Annotated in this window: 14 protein-coding genes; 11 read left to right on the top strand and 3 right to left on the bottom strand. The window is 71.9% G+C overall.

Going from position 1 to position 16,827, the window contains the following annotated elements:
• The first annotated feature begins 225 nt into the window (after positions 1 to 225).
• The 8 genes from OG444_RS16985 to OG444_RS17020 all read left to right on the top strand — a co-directional run bounded on the left by OG444_RS16985 (position 226) and on the right by OG444_RS17020 (position 9,737).
• On the top strand, positions 226 to 1,335 hold the full coding sequence (locus OG444_RS16985) for an ADP-ribosylglycohydrolase family protein (RefSeq protein ID WP_327266818.1): 1,110 nt from the start codon (positions 226 to 228) through the stop codon (positions 1,333 to 1,335).
• Between the two features lie 196 nt (positions 1,336 to 1,531).
• On the top strand, positions 1,532 to 2,980 hold the full coding sequence (locus tag OG444_RS16990; protein ID WP_327262980.1) for a glycosyltransferase family 2 protein: 1,449 nt from the start codon (positions 1,532 to 1,534) through the stop codon (positions 2,978 to 2,980).
• An 11-nt stretch (positions 2,981 to 2,991) separates the two neighbouring features.
• The gene (locus OG444_RS16995; protein WP_327262981.1) at positions 2,992 to 4,170 is read left to right on the top strand and encodes a glycoside hydrolase family 113; all 1,179 of its coding nucleotides are present in this window, start codon (positions 2,992 to 2,994) and stop codon (positions 4,168 to 4,170) included.
• 77 nt (positions 4,171 to 4,247) lie between these two features.
• Positions 4,248 to 5,378 (top strand): NDP-sugar synthase, encoded by a 1,131-nt coding sequence (locus tag OG444_RS17000; protein ID WP_327262982.1) that lies wholly within the window; start codon positions 4,248 to 4,250, stop codon positions 5,376 to 5,378.
• Positions 5,362 to 7,494 (top strand): acyltransferase family protein, encoded by a 2,133-nt coding sequence (locus tag OG444_RS17005; protein WP_327262983.1) that lies wholly within the window; start codon positions 5,362 to 5,364, stop codon positions 7,492 to 7,494. The genes OG444_RS17000 and OG444_RS17005 overlap by 17 nt, the downstream gene beginning before the upstream one ends.
• 69 nt (positions 7,495 to 7,563) lie before the next feature.
• The gene (locus OG444_RS17010; RefSeq protein WP_327262984.1) at positions 7,564 to 8,424 is read left to right on the top strand and encodes a TIGR03619 family F420-dependent LLM class oxidoreductase; all 861 of its coding nucleotides are present in this window, start codon (positions 7,564 to 7,566) and stop codon (positions 8,422 to 8,424) included.
• A gap of 381 nt (positions 8,425 to 8,805) precedes the next feature.
• On the top strand, positions 8,806 to 9,048 hold the full coding sequence (locus OG444_RS17015) for a hypothetical protein (RefSeq protein ID WP_327262985.1): 243 nt from the start codon (positions 8,806 to 8,808) through the stop codon (positions 9,046 to 9,048).
• A 290-nt stretch (positions 9,049 to 9,338) separates the two neighbouring features.
• Positions 9,339 to 9,737 carry a VOC family protein gene (locus OG444_RS17020; protein WP_327262986.1) on the top strand — a complete coding sequence of 133 codons (399 nt, stop codon included), beginning with the start codon at positions 9,339 to 9,341 and terminating at the stop codon, positions 9,735 to 9,737.
• Between the two features lie 60 nt (positions 9,738 to 9,797).
• On the opposite strand, the gene OG444_RS17025 is transcribed toward OG444_RS17020, so the two are convergent.
• The 3 genes from OG444_RS17025 to OG444_RS17035 form a co-directional block, all read right to left on the bottom strand.
• Positions 9,798 to 10,592 (bottom strand): bestrophin-like domain, encoded by a 795-nt coding sequence (locus OG444_RS17025; RefSeq protein WP_327262987.1) that lies wholly within the window; start codon positions 10,590 to 10,592, stop codon positions 9,798 to 9,800.
• A 130-nt stretch (positions 10,593 to 10,722) separates the two neighbouring features.
• Entirely contained in the window at positions 10,723 to 11,013 is a 291-nt protein-coding gene (locus tag OG444_RS17030) for a hypothetical protein (RefSeq protein WP_327262988.1), read from the bottom strand.
• A 147-nt stretch (positions 11,014 to 11,160) separates the two neighbouring features.
• A complete protein-coding gene (locus tag OG444_RS17035; protein ID WP_327262989.1) occupies positions 11,161 to 12,720 on the bottom strand; it encodes an APC family permease in 1,560 nt (519 codons plus the stop codon).
• A 335-nt stretch (positions 12,721 to 13,055) separates the two neighbouring features.
• Here OG444_RS17035 and OG444_RS17040 point away from each other — a divergent pair, with 335 nt between their 5' ends.
• From OG444_RS17040 to OG444_RS17050, 3 genes are all read left to right on the top strand, one after another.
• Positions 13,056 to 13,718, top strand: a complete 663-nt coding sequence (locus OG444_RS17040; RefSeq protein ID WP_327262990.1) for a hypothetical protein — start codon at positions 13,056 to 13,058, stop codon at positions 13,716 to 13,718.
• Positions 13,719 to 13,862: 144 nt separating this feature from the next.
• Positions 13,863 to 14,951: a DNA alkylation repair protein gene (locus OG444_RS17045; RefSeq protein WP_327262991.1), complete on the top strand. Its 1,089-nt coding sequence runs from the start codon at positions 13,863 to 13,865 to the stop codon at positions 14,949 to 14,951.
• 54 nt (positions 14,952 to 15,005) lie between these two features.
• Entirely contained in the window at positions 15,006 to 16,811 is a 1,806-nt protein-coding gene (locus OG444_RS17050; RefSeq protein ID WP_327262992.1) for a hypothetical protein, read from the top strand.
• The last annotated feature ends 16 nt before the right edge of the window (positions 16,812 to 16,827 follow it).

Genomic DNA, 16,827 nt, shown 5'->3' on the forward strand with positions numbered 1-16,827 from the left:
GCCACCGCCCCGGGCCCCGTTCCGGCGGCCACCGCCCCGGGCCCCATTCCGGCAGGCAGCACCCCGGGACACTCCGCCGCGGGCAGCACCCCTGGCCACGTCACGGGAGGCAGCACCCCGGGCCCCGCCACCGCGGGCAGCGCCCCGGTTCACGCCGCCGGCGCCGCGGACGGCACCCCCGCGCCCGCCCCCGCCGGGGCGAACCGCACCTCCGGCCGGAGTGTCATCACCGGCCTCTGGGGCCGCATCGAGCAGCAGGACTTTCGCAGCCGCGTCCGCGGCGTCCTCCTCGGCTCCGCCCTCGGCGACGCCCTCGGCGCGCCGCTGGCCGGCCTCTCCCTCGACGCCGTCAGGGCGGCCCACGGCCCCGACGGCCTGAGCGGACCCGCGCCCGCCCACGGGCGCCGCGGCCGCGTCACCGCCGCCACCCAGCTCACCCTGTTCACCGTGGACGGGCTGATACGGGCCCACGTACGCCGGGACACCGGCGCCTGGCACCCGCCCACCGACCTCCACCGCGCATACCGGCGCTGGGCCGCCACCCAGCACGACTGGGGCCCGGACGAGCGCCGCAAGGACAACGGCTGGCTCGCGCAGGAGGAGTGGCTCTACGCCCGCCGCGGCCCGGAGCGCGCCTGCCTGACCGGCTTCGCCGACGAGGTCCTCGGCACGCTCGACGAGCCGAAGAACCCGACCGCCCGCGACGCGGCCGCCGCCTCCCGCTCGGCCCCCTTCGGGCTGCTGGTCGGCTGGGAGCCCTCCCTCGTCCTCCAGTTGTCCGTCGAATGCGCCGCGCAGAGCCACGGCCACCCCAGTGCCTCGCTCTCGGCCGGAGCCGTCGCCGTCATCGTCCACGGGCTGATCCGCGGTGACTCCCTCGACGCGGCCGTCCAGCGCGCCCTGGGCCTGCTGGGCGCCCGTCCCGGCCACCAGCCCGTCACGGACGCCCTCCAGCGCGCCCTGGCCGCCGTCACCCAGGGCCAGCCCGGCGCCGAGGCCGTCGAGGCCCTCGCCCCGGGCGAGGAGGGTGATGCCGAACACGCCCTGGCCGTCGCCGTCTACTGCGCCCTGGTCGCCGAGGACGTCTCGCACGGCCTGCGCCTGGCCGTCAACCACGGTGGCGACTCCGTCGCCGCGGGCGCCGTGTGCGGAGCCCTGCTCGGCGCGCTCCACGGCGAGACCGCCCTGCCGGCCGCCTGGATCGCCGAACTCGAGGGCCGGGCCACGCTGCTGGAGATCTCCGACGACTTCGCCCTGGAGATGACCCAGGGCCCGAGCCTCCACAACGCCACCCATTCCACCCCCGGCTGGCTCACGAGATATCCCCCGCTTTAACGGCGCCACCACCCAAGAGGGCCAATACCAGCCCTTTTCGAGAACTTACGGACTTCGGGGCGATTGCACGCATGCCGTCTCGCACGCGAGTTCGTGATAAAACGATCGGCATACAAGTGCGTCGATTCGCCGAAACGGGACGGTGAATGCGACCGCTGCATTCCTTGACAGAGAAACGCATGACCGGGCGGAGTTCATGACCACCTCCACACAGCACGTCGCGGCGCCCGGAACCCGACGCGCCGGCAGGCTGATGCAGCGTCAGGCCGCCTGGAAGCCCAGTCTGCTCCCGTTCTTCATAACGGGCATAGCCGCCTATGTATTTTCTTCCTGGCTCTATTACGACGAGAACACCCTTATGGGATGGGCCGTCACCATTCTCTGGACCCTCCCTGTCGCCAGCTCCGTCGTCGGCATCGCCGGAGCCGTGCTGACGCGCCGTCGCATCAAGCGCCAGCGCGACTGGGCCCCCGCGGAACCGGTGACCCAGGACCGCCTCATCGTGCTCGTGCCCACCATCGGACGCCACGACACCTATCCCGCCCTGGAACGCTCGGTCCTGTCGTACTGCGAGTTCATGCCCGCCTGGTTCCGCGACCTGCGCATCGAGGTGCTGACGGAGGAGGGCTGCGAGGCCGCCGAGCGCATCGACGCGCTCGCCGCCCAACACCCCCTGATCCGCGTGGTCACCGTCCCGAAGGCGTACAAGACGCCGAACGGCACCCGGTTCAAGGCCCGCGCCAACCACTACTCGCACGAACTGCGCATCGCCGAGGGCGAGGCCCTGGACGACATCTGGGTCCTGCACATGGACGACGACACCGGCGTGGGCCCCGACACCGCCCAGCAGGTCGCCCGGTTCATCAACGCCCAGCGCCGTGCGGGCGACGACGCCAAGCACCTGGCCCAGGGGATGCTCACCTATCCCCGCGAGAACGCCGTCAACCGCCTCACCTGGCTGGCCGACGCCATCCGTCCCGCCGACGACATCGCGCGCTTCGCTGTCCTCACCGGCGGAGGCACCCCGCTCGTCGGCCTCCACGGCGAGCTGCTGCTGATCCGCTCGTCCATCGAGGCGACCATCGGCTGGGACTTCGGCCCGGACTCCATCTGCGAGGACGCCCACCTCGCCCTGGTCTTCTCCAGCCGGTACAAGGGCCGCAGCGACTGGTTCTCCGGGCGTAGCTACGGCGCCTCGCCCTCCAACATGCGGGACTTCCTCAAGCAGCGCGAGCGGTGGTCCTGGGGCCTGGTCGGCCTCGCCTTCAACAAGACGCTGCCGCGCCACTCCCGCGCCCTGCTGATGTACAGCGTGACCACGTGGGTCATCGGCCCCTTCCAGCACGTCGCCGTGATCCTGGCGGCCGGAGCGCTGATGGGCGACATCAACACCTCGCCCGTCAGCCCCTGGATCCTGCCGCTGTGGGCCATCACCATGGGCTACGCCGTGTGGATGTACTGGGAGGGGCTGAAGATCAACGCCTCGGTGTCGGCCAACGGCCGCCGCCTGTGGTGGGAGCCGCCGGTCGTGCTCCTGCTCATGCCCTTCTTCGCCATCTGGGAGGCGTGCGGCTCGTTCAAGGGCCTGCTGCGCTACCTGCGCGGAACCGAGAACCAGTTCGTCGTCATCGCGAAGCCCGCCTGATGAGAGCAGCCATGCGTCCTTCCCCGCACGTCCGGTCCACCTCCCGCGTCGCCGGTCGCGTCGCCGGTCTCGTCACCGTCCTCGTCCTGGCCCTGTCCTCCTGCGGCCTGCTCGACGACCCGGCGGACGGGCCCGGTTCCGGGGACGGGGACTCCCCCCGGGCCTCGGGCTCCGCGTCCGCGCCCGCCTCCGTACCGCAGGTCACGAAGCCGTGGAAGGAGGGCGACCCGGAACTGGGCGTCCAGGTCCTCTGGTACGCGGATCCGGCCGAGAAGGACAGCACGGTACGGACCAAGGCCCGCCGGATCGTCGACTACATCGTCGGCCGGGACATGAACGCGGTCTCGGTCTCCTTCCCCTTCGTCAGCAAGGGCATCACCGCCAGCAAGGTCGAGGCCGGACCGATCACGCCGAGCACCGCCCACCTGGCCATCCTGCTCGACGAGGCCGCGGCCAGCGGCCTGCGCGTGACCCTGCGGCCGCTGCTCGACGAGAAGTCGCTGATGGCGCAGGACCCGCAGGCCTGGCGCGGCAAGATCAAGCCCGCCGACCCGGCCGCGTGGTTCGCCTCGTACCAGCAGTTCCTGGGGCCGTACCTGGAACTGTCGGCCCAGCACAAGGTGAAGACCTTCGTCATCGCGACGGAGCTCTCGTCCATGGAGAACGACGCCCGCTGGAAGGGCCTGCTCACCAGCGCCCGGCAGTCCTTCCCCGGTGAGATCAACTACGCGGTCAACTGGGACATGTTCGTCGAGCGGGACATCACCATGCCGGTGAAGACGGTCGGCGTGGACGCGTACTTCCCGCTCAAGGAACTCAAGGACGACGCGCCCGTCAGCGCGGTCGTCGCCGGCTGGCAGAAGTGGCTCGACAAGAAGGCCACCGGAAAGCTCGACAAGTTCATGCTCTACGAGGTGGGCGCACCGGCCGAGAACGGCGCCTACGGGCACCCCGGCGCCTGGGGAGGAAAGACCTCTCCCCTCAACCTCCAGGTCCAGAAGAACTGGTTCGACGCCGTCTGCCAGGTGGCCCGGGAACGCGGCATGTCCGGCCTGTACTGGTGGAAGCTCGACTTCCACCAGGACCCGGCGGCGGCCGACCCGCAGAACGACTCCCACGACTCCTTCCTGGGCCGTCCCGCCGAGGAATCGGTCACCACCTGCTTCCGGCAGTGGTCGGGCCTCAACTGAGCCGCCGCGCGCCGCGCCTTGCCGCCCCTGTCTGCCCTTCCCCTCTCCCTTTTCGCTCCATAGGAACAACTCAGCACATGAACGAAGCGATCCTTCTGGTCGGCGGCAAGGGCACCCGGCTCCAGCCGCTCACCCTGAGCCGGCCGAAGCCGATGGTGTCCGTCGCCGGTGTCCCGTTCCTGGCCCATCTCGTGGCCCGGGCCCGCGCGGCCGGCATCGAGCGCCTCGTCATGGCCACCTCCTACCTCCCCGAGACGTTCGGCGCGTACTTCGGCGACGGTTCCCGCTTCGGCCTGCAGCTCGAATACGTCACCGAGACCGAGCCCCTGGGCACCGGCGGCGCGATCCGCAACGCGGCGCGGCTGCTCACCGGCGGCCCGGACAGCCCGGTGGCGGTGCTCAACGGCGACATCCTGAGCGGCACGGACATCTCCCTGCTCGTCGGGCGGCACCGGGCGGCGGACGCCGACGTGACGCTGCACCTCACCCGCGTGGACGACCCGCGCGCCTACGGTCTGGTCCCGACCGACCCCGACGGCCGGGTCCTGCGCTTCCTGGAGAAGCCCACCACCACGGCCGACATCGTCACCGACCAGATCAACGCCGGCTGCTACGTCTTCCGCCGCTCCGTCATCGACTCCATCCCCGCCGGGCGGCCCGTCTCCGTCGAGCGCGAGACGTTCCCCGGCCTGCTGGCCGCGGACGCCCGGGTCCTCGGGGTCACCGACGACGCGTACTGGCTGGACCTGGGCACGCCCGCGGCCCTCGTACGCGGCTCCGCCGACCTCGTCCTCGGCAAGGTCGCCTCGCCCGCCCTGCCCGGCCCCTGCGGTGAGGCCCTGCTGCTCGAAGGGTGCCGGGTCGCCGCGGACGCAACGGTCTCCGGCGGCAGCACCATCGGTGCCGGCGCCGTCGTGCACGGCGGCGCGCACGTCAGCGGCAGCGTCCTGCTCGAAGGCGCCGTCGTGGAGGCCGGAGCGGTCGTGCGCGACAGCGTCATCGGAGCCGGAGCCGTCATCGGCGCGGGCACGGTGCTGGACTGCGCGGTCATCGGCGACCGGGCCCGCGTCGGCAGCGGCAACGAGCTGACGACCGGCCTGCGCCTGTGGAACGACGCCGTCCTCGCCCCGGACTCGGTCCGCTTCTCCCCGGACCCCCGGTCCTCGATGCCCGCCCGGAGCGGAGTGCGCCATGCAGCAGCCCTTTGACGGCCGCGCGCCGGACGAAACGTTCCAGCTGCGCGTCGTGCAGCAGCCTCACCGCTACGCCGACAACGAGTGGACCCGCCACGAGGCCCCGCAGCCCCCGGTCGCGGAGTGGTTCGACGATCAGTACGTCGAGCCCGCCGCGGTCCCCGCCGGACAGGCCGTACGTACGGCCCCCGCACCCGCCTCCGCCCCGGCGGCCGTCCCCGCTCCCGGCGCCGCTCCCGCTCCCGCGCGTCGCTTCGCCGCGGTCGACGGACTGCGCGGCATCGCCATCATCTCGATCCTGCTGTACCACACGAGCTGGTTCGCCAACGGGCTCTTCGGCGTCGACGCCTTCTTCGTCCTCTCCGGCTTCCTGGTCACCCTGCTCCTCGTGCGCGAGGTGGAGCACTCCGGCCGCATCCGCCTCTTGCGCTTCTACAAGCGGCGCTTCAAGCGGCTGATCCCCGGCCTCCTGGTGGTCCTCACCGCCGTGGTCGCGCTGACCTACCTGCTGGGCACCCTGCGGGAGGCGAAGACCGTCTCCCAGCAGGCGATCACCTCCCTGCTGCAGTACGCCAACTGGGCCCAGCTCGCGAACGGCAGCGCCTACTGGGAGGGCAACGGCACGATCGACCCGCTCGCCGCCATGTGGTCGTTGAGCGTCACCGAACAGTTCTACGTCGTCTGGCCGCTCGTGCTGGCCGCCCTCTTCCTCGTCTGCCGCCGCCGCATCGCGGCCGTGACCGTGCTCGTCGTCCTGCTCTTCGCCGGCTCCGCGGCCGTCGCCCCCCTGCTCTTCACCGGGACGAACACCGACGCGCTGTACCTGAGCACCCACTCCCGGGCCGTCGCCTTCATGGCGGGCGCCGCCGCCGCGTGCATCGTCCACCTCGTCCACCGCAGGGCCGGGCAGCGCAGGAGCGCGGCGGACGCACCCGGTGCTCCCGGCGCCTTTGCCCCGTCCGGCGTGCCCACCGCGCTCCTGACCGCGACCGGCATCCTCGCCCTGGTCGCGATCATCGCCCTGAGCGTCCTGGTCGACAGCTACCACAAGCCCTGGCTGTACCAGGGCGGACTGGCCGTCGTCGCCGCCCTGATCGCCCTGCTCGCGTCCGTGCTCTGCACGGACCGGGGACCCCTGGTCAAGCTGCTCTCCGGGAAGATCATCACCGAGATCGGCCAGCTCTCGTACAGCATCTACCTGCTGCACCTGCCGATCTACTGGCTGCTCCAGAAGGGCCAGCCCGACGTCAAGCCCTGGGCCCTGCTGATCGTGGGCGGCGGCCTGACCTGGTTCCTCTCCCTGCTGCTGCACTACGTCGTCACCGAACGCCTGCGGCTGCGCGACTGGCAGCCGCTGCGCGCCGTCCCCCTCCTCGCCGTCACCTGCCTGGCCGTCACCGCCGGCGCGTACTACCTGCCGGCCGTCACCGAGCAGGGCATGCGCCCCGACGGCAAGCCGCTCGTCATCACGGCCGGCGACTCGCTCGCCAACGACCTCGCCACCGCGCTGAGCCGCAACGGCAAGGGCTTCGCGGTCGTCGACGGCGGTGTCGCGGGCTGCGGCCTCATGGGCGCGGAGCGGGTGAAGGACCGCCAGAACCTCGTCGTCAAGAACTCCGACGAATGCCGCAGGTCCGTCGACACCTGGGCCGGCCTGCTCAGGGAGCACCAGCCGCAGAGCGTGGTCGTCCACGTCGGCTGGGACGCGACCCTGCAGGACATCGAGGGCGACGGTGTCTGGATGTCCCCCTGCGACGCGGGCTTCCGCAGCCGCTACACCGAGCGCCTCAAGGCGGCGGTCGACCAGTGGCGCGAGGCGGGTCCCGACGTCTCGATCCTGTTGATGAACGAGCGCACCGGAACCGGCGCCACCACCCCCGAGTGGGCGCGCTGCTTCAACGCCGTGGTGGGCCAGTACGTCGCCCGCGCCAACCTGCCGCAGCTCAAGCTGGTGGACTTCGCCGGATACCTGTGCCCCGAGGGCGCCTGCCGCCAGCAGACGCCGCGCGGCAAGCGGATGTACCCCAAGGGCGACGACGTCCACCTGACGCGCGACGGCATGGCGTACATCACCCCGTGGCTGGAGGAGGAGCTGCGCAAGGCCGCCGGCGGGGAGGCGAAGTCGTCCTGACGCCCCCTCAACATTCGCTGGTCCAGCCCGTACCGTGGCGGGTCCCACGTCTCGGAGGTGCCAGAAACCATGCGGATCGCCACGACCATCTTCCTCACCGACCGCACCATCTCCCCCGTCCGGCTGGCCCACAGTCTCGAGGAGCGCGGCTTCTCCGGCCTCTACCTCCCCGAGCACACCCACATCCCGGTCACCCGTGACACCGCCGCCCCCATGGGCGGCGAACTCCCCGAGATGTACGGGCGCACCCTCGATCCCTTCGTCGCGCTCGGCCAGGCCGCCGCCGTCACCGAGCGGCTCCACCTCGGCACCGGCATCACCCTGGTGGCCCAGCACGACCCGATCGGCCTCGCGAAGCAGGTGGCCACCCTGGACCACCTCTCCCACGGCCGTTTCACCCTGGGCATCGGCTACGGCTGGAACGTCGAGGAGGCCGCCGACCACGGCGTCGAGTGGCGCACCCGCCGCGACCTGGTCCGCGACCGGATGGCGCTGATGCGCGCCCTGTGGTCCCCCGAGCCCACCGCGCACGTGGGCCAGTACTGCTCCGTCCAGGCCAGCACCGCCTACCCCAAGCCGGTCCAGGCCCCGCGCGAACTCGGCCCCGGAGCGCCCCTGCACGGCCCGCGCACCATGATCGGCGGCGCGGCGGGGCCCAAGCTCTTCGCCGCCATCGCCGACCACGCCGACGGCTGGCTCCCCATCGGCGGTGGCGGCCTCACCGAGTCCCTGCCGGTGCTGCGCCAGGTGTGGGAGACCGCCGGGCGCGACCCGAAGTCCCTCCAGGTGGTTCCGTACGCCGTCCAGCCCAGCCCGGGCAAGATGAGCCACTACGCCGACCTCGGCATCGAGGAGGTCGTCCTCCAGCTCCCCTCGGCCCCGAAGCCGGAGGTCCTGCGCACCCTGGACCAGTTCGCCCAGTACCTCTGACCGGGCGTGCGGCTGCACGGCGGGCCGGGCGGGCGAGGCGCGCCCCGCGGCGGGTGCAGCCGAAACGCTGAGTGAACACGCGTGCGCGGGTCCGAGTCTGGCCGAAAGATGCGGTCATGGTGCCAACATCCCGCCTGACCTGGGCCGTTCACCACCAAGCGGACCCGCACAAACCCATTGCACGGGTCCACTCCCTGGACAGCGGGAATCACGGTGCGTGAACATTCCTGTCGAGGAGGTGACGACTCCCGACGTGCACCCCGAGTTACAGAGGGTGACCGCCATTGGGGTGAAACACCGTTTCCCGTGAACTCTCCGTGATGTTGAGCCGGTCGCGTGCCGTCCATCAGGCGCGACGATCGAGAATCTTAGGAGAGTGTCATGCGTATTCGCTCTGCCCTGACGGCGTCTGTCCTGGCTGCCGGCATCCTGCTGGGCGGCGCCGGTGCGGCCCTGGCCAACGACGGTGTCGACATCGACTACTTCTCCGGCGGCCACAAGGCCTTCGCGTCGAACTGCTCCTCCTTCGCCGGTGTCCCGGCGAAGATCGGCCCCCTGTACGCCGCGAACTGCGAGACCGAGGGCGAGAAGGAGTGGGCCGAGTACCACCACCTGGGCGCCTGACGACCGGCACTCGCCGGCCGGGACCCTGTCAGAAGGGCCCCGGCCGGCGAGTCGGCCGTCCGGACCACTGCTTGCTCGGGTCAAGGGGGGCAGGGGTCGGGCAGGCGAGGCCGTCTTCGGCGCTCGCGCGGGGCGAGGCGGCCGGGGCCGTTCAGCATGATCGATCCTAGGCAAGGACCTCTTGCCCGCGGAAACCCATTCCGCCCAGGTGAACTGCCAGTTGGCTGATAATCGCCCCCGCCCGAACGATGGGGAGGGCCGTCGGCACCCTCGTCCGTAGGCTGCCGGGCATGATCGATTCACGCATGCACGTCCGCGTCGCCCGCCCCTCCCTCGACCTGGCGGCCGCCGAGCGGTTCTACGTCGACGGACTCGGGCTGGAAGTGCAGTGGCGGAGCGCCGAGAGCGTGCCCGGGCAGCACGACCTGCTGATGGTCGGGCCGGCCGGGGGCGGCTGGCACTTCGAACTCACCCGTGACGCCTCGAACCCGGTCCTGCCCTCGCCCACCGTCGAAGACCTGTTCGTGGTCTACCTCGGCGAGGCCCCCGACGAAGCGCTCGTGCAGCGCCTCGTCGAGCACGGCGGGACCCGGGTCGCCGCCCACAACCCGTACTGGGACCAGTGGGGCGTCACCATCACCGACCCGGACGGCTACCGCCTGGTGCTGTCCTCCCGCACCTGGGGCTGAGACCCGCCCGCCGCGCTGCCGTTGCCGCCGCGGCCGCCGCCCGCGGGGGCCGCGGAGCCGTCAGCCGGCTGCCCAGAACTGGGCCAGGGCCGCTTCCTTGTACGGCGCCGGCGTCACGCTCAGGTCCCCCGCGAAGGGGCGGTCCAATGCCACCACCAGCAGCAGGCTGAAGCCGATCAGCCCGGCCACCGCCGATACGAAGAGCAGCTGCATCTTCAGGCTGCGCAGCCCGAAGAGGAAGGTGAGCGGGACGATCACGAACGCGCCCCCGTACACCAGCACCTGGAGCAGGATCGGCAGTGAGGTCTCGGCCATCGTGACGCGGGCCCGGCGCTGGGCGGCGACGTCGTTGAGGCGGGTGACCGCCTCGGCGTAGAAGGTCTCGGCGCGCGGGCCCTGAGGCTCGTACGCCTGGAGGGCCTGGTACAGGGCGTGTGTCTGCGGGCCGGTCGCTTCGTAGCTCGGCCGCCCCTCGCGCATCAGCGGCCACTGCACCTCGACCACGGCGTGCGTGTACGCGCCGACCGCTTGGTGCACCCGGGCCCGGTCGGCCGGCGGGAAGGCGTCGGCGCTGCGGACGACGAGGGCCAGGTCGGTGGCCTCGGTGGCGACGATGTTCTGGGTGTTCTCCAGCTGCGTCCACAGGGTGACGACGACGAAGGCGAGGATGATGCCGTAGATCGCGCCGAACATGCCGAGCGCGACCCCGACCATCTCGTTGTGGTCGCCCTGGGCCAGGTGCGGGAACCGGCGGCGGGCGGCCACGCTCCCGGCCACGGCGAGGCCGGTGAGGCCGCCGACCAGGAGGAAGGCGATGACGAAGGTGCTGAGATGGTTGAGCAGCCAGAGGATCATGCGCTGCTCAACGAGCGGCGCCGCCCGAGAGCGTGTCCCCCGGGGCCGTCGCCGGAGTCTTCCCGGCCACGGCCCGCGGGCTCCCCGCCGGTCCCGGTGCCGTTCACCCGCACCGGCGGCGACGTCCGGGTCACTCGACCTTGGGGGGCTTCGGGAGGCCCGCGGCCAGGGCCGACCCGGCGCCCTTGAGGGAGGAGTCCGTGGCCTGGGCGGCGGACCCGGCCGCCGAGGCGGTGGCGCCCACCGCGGTCTTGGTGTCCTGCACGGCCTGGCCGGGGTGGTCGACGATGTCGACGACGCGGCCGGCGACCGGGGGTGCCTGGGCGGCGGGCTCGTCGGCGTGCGCGGCGACGGGGGTGAGTGCGAGGGCGGCGCCGCCGGAGACGACCAGGGCGGTGAGGGTGCGCTTCAGGGCATTCATGCCCCGCACAACGACCCCGCCGCACCCCGGGTCACCGCCCGCGCTCCACTTGGGCCGTGAAACGGCCCGGAACGCCCGCGGCCCCGGATCGGGGGAATCGATCCGGGGCCGTGGGCATGACTCAGCGGGTGGGGCGCAGGGGGTGGGTCAGTCCTCGACCACCAGGGCCGGGGTGGACTTCGTCAGGACCTCGCCGCGGAAGAAGGCCGGGCTGCGGCGCTCGGTGACGAACATGATCACCAGGCCGAGGGCCAGCAGGCCGACGCCGATGATGAAGACGCTGCCGACGCCGAGGACGGTGGAGCCGGAGCCGTAGGCCGGGTCCCACATGTCGAAGAGGGTCTTGCAGAAGACCGCGGCCAGCAGCAGTCCGCCCAGGACCGGGAAGACGCCCTTGAAGAACAGGTCGCGGGAGGAGCGGCGCAGTTCGCCGCGGAAGTACCAGGCGCAGGCGAAGGCGGTCAGCGAGTAGTAGAAGCAGATCATCAGGCCGAGCGCGAAGATCGTGTCGGTCAGGACGTTCTCACTGACGAGGGTCATCACCGTGTAGAAGACGCCGGTCGCCACGCCCGCCATGACGGTGGCGCGCCCCGGGGTCTTGAAGCGCGGGTGGACCTTGGCGTAGGAGGGCGGCAGGGCCTCGTAGGTCGACATGGCGAGGACCGTGCGGGCCACCGGGATGAAGGTGGTCTGCAGGGAGGCGGCGGCGGAGGCCAGGACGGCCACGAAGAGCAGGATGCCGAGGACCGGGCCCATGACGGGGCCGGCGAGGGCCGCGAAGACGTTGTCGGAGGTCTCCTCGTTGGCGAGGCCGAGGCCTTCGCCGCCGGATCCGACGGCCATCTGGGCGGCGACGCCGGTGGCGAGGTAGGAGCCGACCAGGACGATCATCGCGATGAGCGAGGCGCGGCCGGGGGTCTTCGTGGAGCCGGTGGTCTCCTCGTTCGTGGCCAGGCACGCGTCCCAGCCCCAGTACATGAAGATCGAGAGCGAGAGTCCGGCGGTGAAGGCCGCCATGGACTCGACCGCGAAGGGGTTCATCCAGGACCAGGAGAAGTCCAGGCCGGTGTCGAAGGTGCCGGCGGAGGCCTTCTGGAAGGCCATCGCGACGAAGACGGCGAGCACGACGAGCTGGAGGCCGACCAGGGCGTACTGGACGCCCTTGGTGGCGGTCATGCCGCGGTAGCTGATGGCGGTCGCGACGGCGATCAGGGTGAGGCAGGTGGCGATGTGGACGAGCTTGTTGTCGTCCAGGGCTGCGATCGACGGATTGTTCGTGATCTCGCCGGCCAGCAGCCAGAAGTACGAGGTGGCGACGCCCGCGAGGTTGGAGAGCACGATGATCGTGGCGATCACCAGGCCCCAGCCGCACATCCAGCCGATCCGCGGGCCGAAGGCCTTGACGGTCCAGGTGAAGGAGGTGCCGCAGTCCGGCATGGCCTTGTTGAGCTCGCGGTAGGCGAAGGCGACCAGGAGCATCGGGAGGAAGCCGGCGAGGAAGATCGCGGGCATCTGCATGCCGACCTCACCGGCGGTGGAGCCGAGGGTCGAGGTCAGGCAGTAGACGGGGGCGACGGTGGAGATGCCGATGACGGCGCTTCCGGCCAGTCCGACGGACCCCTTGCCGAGGCCCTTGCCGCGAACGTCGCCCTCGGCGACGCCGCTTACCGTGTCTCCGGCCTGAGGCCGAACGTCCAGCTGAGTCATGGGTCAGGACGTTAGATGGTGCGTATTCCACATATGGACGAGTGAAGTCCGGAACGGAGAGCCCGTGAACGCCTTGGAATCGTGCCACCTGGACCGTTCGCGAGCGCTTAATACAAGGTTCACATTGAGACGGGCCCGCACTTCAGCAGGCTCCGCGAAGAGGCTTTCGGTATGCGGAAACCGCAGCCATGTCCGTTTTGCGAGTTTTTAAAGTTTCCTTCGTGACTTTGCGGTGACCTGCGGTAACGGGCGCATTGCCGGGTTTGCCGCGGACATGATCAGCGCTCTAGAGTCGCCGCCGTTCAAGGTCATTTACACGGGGGACGAACACGCACATGCGCACCACCACCTCACTCCTGGCGTCGGCCACGGCCGTCGCCGCCCTGCTCGCCCTCACCGCCTGCGGCGGAGGCGGCGAAGCGCCCGTCGTCGGGATCGGCTCCGGCACCGCCGCCGGCACCGACGGCGGCCCCCACGAGGGCACGCTGGAGAACCCGGCGAAGAACGGCGGCGTCAACGGGAACGCGCCCAAGGACGGGACGGCGTTCCAGAAGCTCCCCAAGGCGGCGACCATGGCCGCGGCCGCCCGCTTCATCGACCCGTTCATCGGCTGCGAACCGATCAAGGTCATCCCCCCGGGCAGCCAAGCGAGCACGGGCCCGGACGAGAAGTTCATCAAGTCCGCCACCGTCATCGAGCGCGGACGCTGCGGCGGAAGCCGCGCCACCATCTTCATGATCAAGGACCCGAAGGCCTTCCAGACGGTCTTCAAGGCCGAGACGGCCGCACAGCAGGGCGGGGACCCCAACGGCGGCATCGTCGTCGGGCAGGACTTCGCCATGGTGTCCGAGAGCTCGGACGAGATGAGCAAGATGCTGACCCCGCAGGCCGGACTCCTGATGCTGAACTGCCACGAGGGCTTCACCCCGCCGAGCGGCTACCGGAAGGAACCGGCCCTGGTGAAGGGCTGCGTCCTCACCGACTACTACGTGGACTGAGCGGGCGGCCCGGCCCGGAGCGCGGCGGCGACCGCCGCGCCCGGGAGCCCACCGGCCCGGCCCGGCCGGCCCTGCCGGGTCGGCATCGGCATCGGCATCGGCATCGGCATCGGCATCGGCATCGGCATCGGCAAGACTGTCCCCATGCCCACGGCCGATGAGCTCCTCAGCGCAGAAACCGTCACCACCCTGGCCCGGCTCCTCGCCCGCGCGGGCGGCCGCCGGTCCTCGCCCGCCCTGCGTGCCCGCGCCGACGCCCTCGACGGGCTGAGCTTCAGCGGCCGCGTCGCCGCCGTCCGCGACGCCGTGCTCGCCGACCTCCCCGAGGACTGGGCCGCCTTCGAGGCCGTCGTACGCACCGCCCTCGCCGACCCCGGCTTCGACGGGTGGATGACCTTCCCCGTCAACGAGGCCGTTGGCGTCCGCGGGCTGACGGTGTTCGAACCCGGGCTGGACCTGTTGCACGACCTCACCCCCCGGCTGACCGCCGAGTCCGCCGTACGGCCCTTCCTGCGCGCCGACCCGGCCCGCGCCCTGGCCGTCGTACAGAAGTGGACGGCCGACCCGGACCCGCACGTGCGCCGCCTCGCCAGCGAGGGCACCCGGCCCCGGCTGCCGTGGGCCGCGCAGCTGCCCGCCTTCGTCGCCGACCCGCGGCCGGCCGTACCAGTGCTGGACGCGCTCTACCGCGACCCGTCCGAGTATGTCCGCCGGTCCGTCTCCAACCACCTCAACGACATCAGCCGCGACCACCCCGCCCTCGCCGTCGACACCGCGGCCGGCTGGCTGGCCGCGCCGGAGGCCACGACCGACCGCGTCGTCCGCCACGGGCTGCGCACCCTGGTCAAGGCCGGCCGGCCCGAGGCCCTGACCCTGCTTGGCCACTCCCCCGATGTGCCGGTCGGCGTGAACGGCCCGGTCGTCACCACCCCGCAGGTCACCGTCGGCGAGTACCTCGTCTTCGACTGGGCTGTCACCAACACCGGCCCGCTCCCGGCCGAACTCGTCGTCGACTACGTCGTCCACCACGTGAAGGCGGGCGGCACCCGCACCCCGAAGGTGTTCAAGCTCGTCACCCGCGGCCTCGCCCCCGGCGAAACCCTCTCCGGCACCAAGCGCCACTCCTTCAAGCCGATCACCACCCGGCGCTACCACTCCGGCGAGCACCTGGTGCAGCTCCAGATCAACGGGCGGGTCCGCGGCGAGGCCGCTTTTTCACTGGACGCCACATGATCACGGCTGGCAGGCTCACCCCATGACCCATGGAATCGAGTCCCACCCCGCCCGTTGAGCGCCCGCGACGAGCGCGCGGCGCTCACTCCCGGAACCTCCCTCCACGACTACGCCCTCTTCCGGCACGGCATCGAGCCGGACGGCCGGATCCCTTTCGACGGCTACCCGCTGCCCGACGGCCACCCGCCGGAGCCCTCCCGCCCTCGCGCGGGGTGGAGCCAGGCACGCCTCGCACTGACCGCGGCACTCATGCCCGCACTGGCCGACCCCGACCCCCTACGGGCTTCCGAGGCCGTCCACCGGGAGACGGCCGCCCTGGCGATGCCCCACCGCACCCTGCGCTCGCACGTGTCACGGCTCGTACCTCCGGACGATGACGCCGCCCGGCGGACCGCCCGGCACCTGGTCCGCACCGGCACCACGACCGCCGCCGTGACCGTCGGCATGGCCCTGCTGATCCGCCTCGGCGAGGCCGAGGACACGGCGCACCTGAAGACCCTCGGCATGCTGCGGGGCCTGGCCTCCACGGCGTCGGCGGCCCTCGACCCCCTCGACCGGCAGGCCGCCGCCCTGCTGGAGCTCCGCGGCCGGGTCAGCTCCGACCCGGAACGGGCCCTGATCTCGGCGGCCACCACCGGCGCCCACGAGCACACCCGCAACGCGCTGCTCTCGATCCCCGGCCCGGTTCTCGCCGGCCGCCCCCGCCGGCTCGCCGAAGCCGCCGACCTGCCCGGTCTGCTGCGGGCCCACCCCGGGGATCCCGAACTGTCCGCCGTGTCACTCCGGTTGCTCCACGGGATGTGCGGGCAGGCCGACGACCGGACGGACATCCTCGACTACGGCCCTGCCGTGCCGCTGTACGAGCTGCTGCTCGCGCAACCGGACCTTCTGCCCCCGGCCCCTGACCACCACGTACTGCTGCTCTCTACCGCCCTCGACCTGCACAGCGGGCCCGCCGCCCTCCTCGACTGGGCCCCCGGCAGCCGGGAAGCCCTGCTCGGCACACTGGAACGGAGCCTGTCCGGGACGGCGGAGGGCGCCTCCCCGCTCCTCGCGGACTGGATCCGGCGCCACGCGCGCCTGCCCTTCGCCCGCACTCCGGCCGGGGCGTCCGCCGACGGCCCCCCGGCCCTGCAGGTGACCGCGGTCCAGCCCGGAGCGGACTCGTCCGCCGTCGAGACCCGCTTGCTGGTCGACGGACTCCCCCTGCTGCCGGCGCTGTTCCGCAGCGGGCGGGGCAACGTCCCCGAATACCTGGTCGACTACGCCGGCCTGCGCGCCGGACCCGAGCCGCGTGAGGTGCAGCTCGCCGGGGCGTACTGCGCCGAAAGCTGCTGCGGCGCCCTGTACGTGACGATCCGCCGGGACGGCGACGAGGTGGTGTGGGACGGCTGGCGCGGCATCGACACCGGACGGCTGCCGCCCGACTGCCGCTTCGACGCGGCCGCGTACGACGCCGAGGTCGAGCGCGCCGAGCAGGACCTCTCCTGGTGCTGGCCGGCCCGCCGCACCGCACGCCTGATCGCTGCGGCCCTGCGGGAACGGCCCGACCTGCTGGGCCGGTGGGGCCTGGCGCCCTCCGGGGTCGCGACCGCGCACGACGATCCGAACACCACGGTGATGAGGTTCGTCTTCCCCGCCCCTGACGGCGCCGAGGACCGGCACGGGCAGCCGCTGCGGCTGTACTTCGACTGGCGGCTGCCGGACGACGGCAGCCCGCCCGAGGAACGGGCGGCCGGCGCGCTGGAACGGATCGGGCGATCCGACCCGAAGGGCTTCGCCGACCTCCAGCGGGGCAGCAGCGAGCTCGCCGCGGCCCTCGGCTACAGCTGGGCGGACGGGTCCGACCGGGACACGTAGGAACGCGGCGGCCGGC

Origin of the sequence: Streptomyces sp. NBC_01232 (assembly GCF_035989885.1) — a bacterium.
GTDB lineage: Bacteria > Actinomycetota > Actinomycetes > Streptomycetales > Streptomycetaceae > Streptomyces.

Excerpts from the sequence above, each read along its gene's own strand:
- OG444_RS17000 (WP_327262982.1), top strand. The coding sequence starts at position 4,248 with ATGAACGAAGCGATCCTTCTGGTCGGCGGCAAGGGCACCCGGCTCCAG.
- OG444_RS17035 (WP_327262989.1), bottom strand. The coding sequence starts at position 12,720 with ATGACTCAGCTGGACGTTCGGCCTCAGGCCGGAGACACGGTAAGCGGC.
- OG444_RS17020 (WP_327262986.1), top strand. The coding sequence starts at position 9,339 with ATGATCGATTCACGCATGCACGTCCGCGTCGCCCGCCCCTCCCTCGAC.
- OG444_RS17040 (WP_327262990.1), top strand. The coding sequence starts at position 13,056 with ATGCGCACCACCACCTCACTCCTGGCGTCGGCCACGGCCGTCGCCGCC.
- OG444_RS17005 (WP_327262983.1), top strand. The coding sequence starts at position 5,362 with ATGCAGCAGCCCTTTGACGGCCGCGCGCCGGACGAAACGTTCCAGCTG.
- OG444_RS17025 (WP_327262987.1), bottom strand. The coding sequence starts at position 10,592 with ATGATCCTCTGGCTGCTCAACCATCTCAGCACCTTCGTCATCGCCTTC.
- OG444_RS17010 (WP_327262984.1), top strand. The coding sequence starts at position 7,564 with ATGCGGATCGCCACGACCATCTTCCTCACCGACCGCACCATCTCCCCC.
- OG444_RS16990 (WP_327262980.1), top strand. The coding sequence starts at position 1,532 with ATGACCACCTCCACACAGCACGTCGCGGCGCCCGGAACCCGACGCGCC.
- OG444_RS16995 (WP_327262981.1), top strand. The coding sequence starts at position 2,992 with ATGCGTCCTTCCCCGCACGTCCGGTCCACCTCCCGCGTCGCCGGTCGC.
- OG444_RS17030 (WP_327262988.1), bottom strand. The coding sequence starts at position 11,013 with ATGAATGCCCTGAAGCGCACCCTCACCGCCCTGGTCGTCTCCGGCGGC.
- OG444_RS17015 (WP_327262985.1), top strand. The coding sequence starts at position 8,806 with ATGCGTATTCGCTCTGCCCTGACGGCGTCTGTCCTGGCTGCCGGCATC.
- OG444_RS17045 (WP_327262991.1), top strand. The coding sequence starts at position 13,863 with ATGCCCACGGCCGATGAGCTCCTCAGCGCAGAAACCGTCACCACCCTG.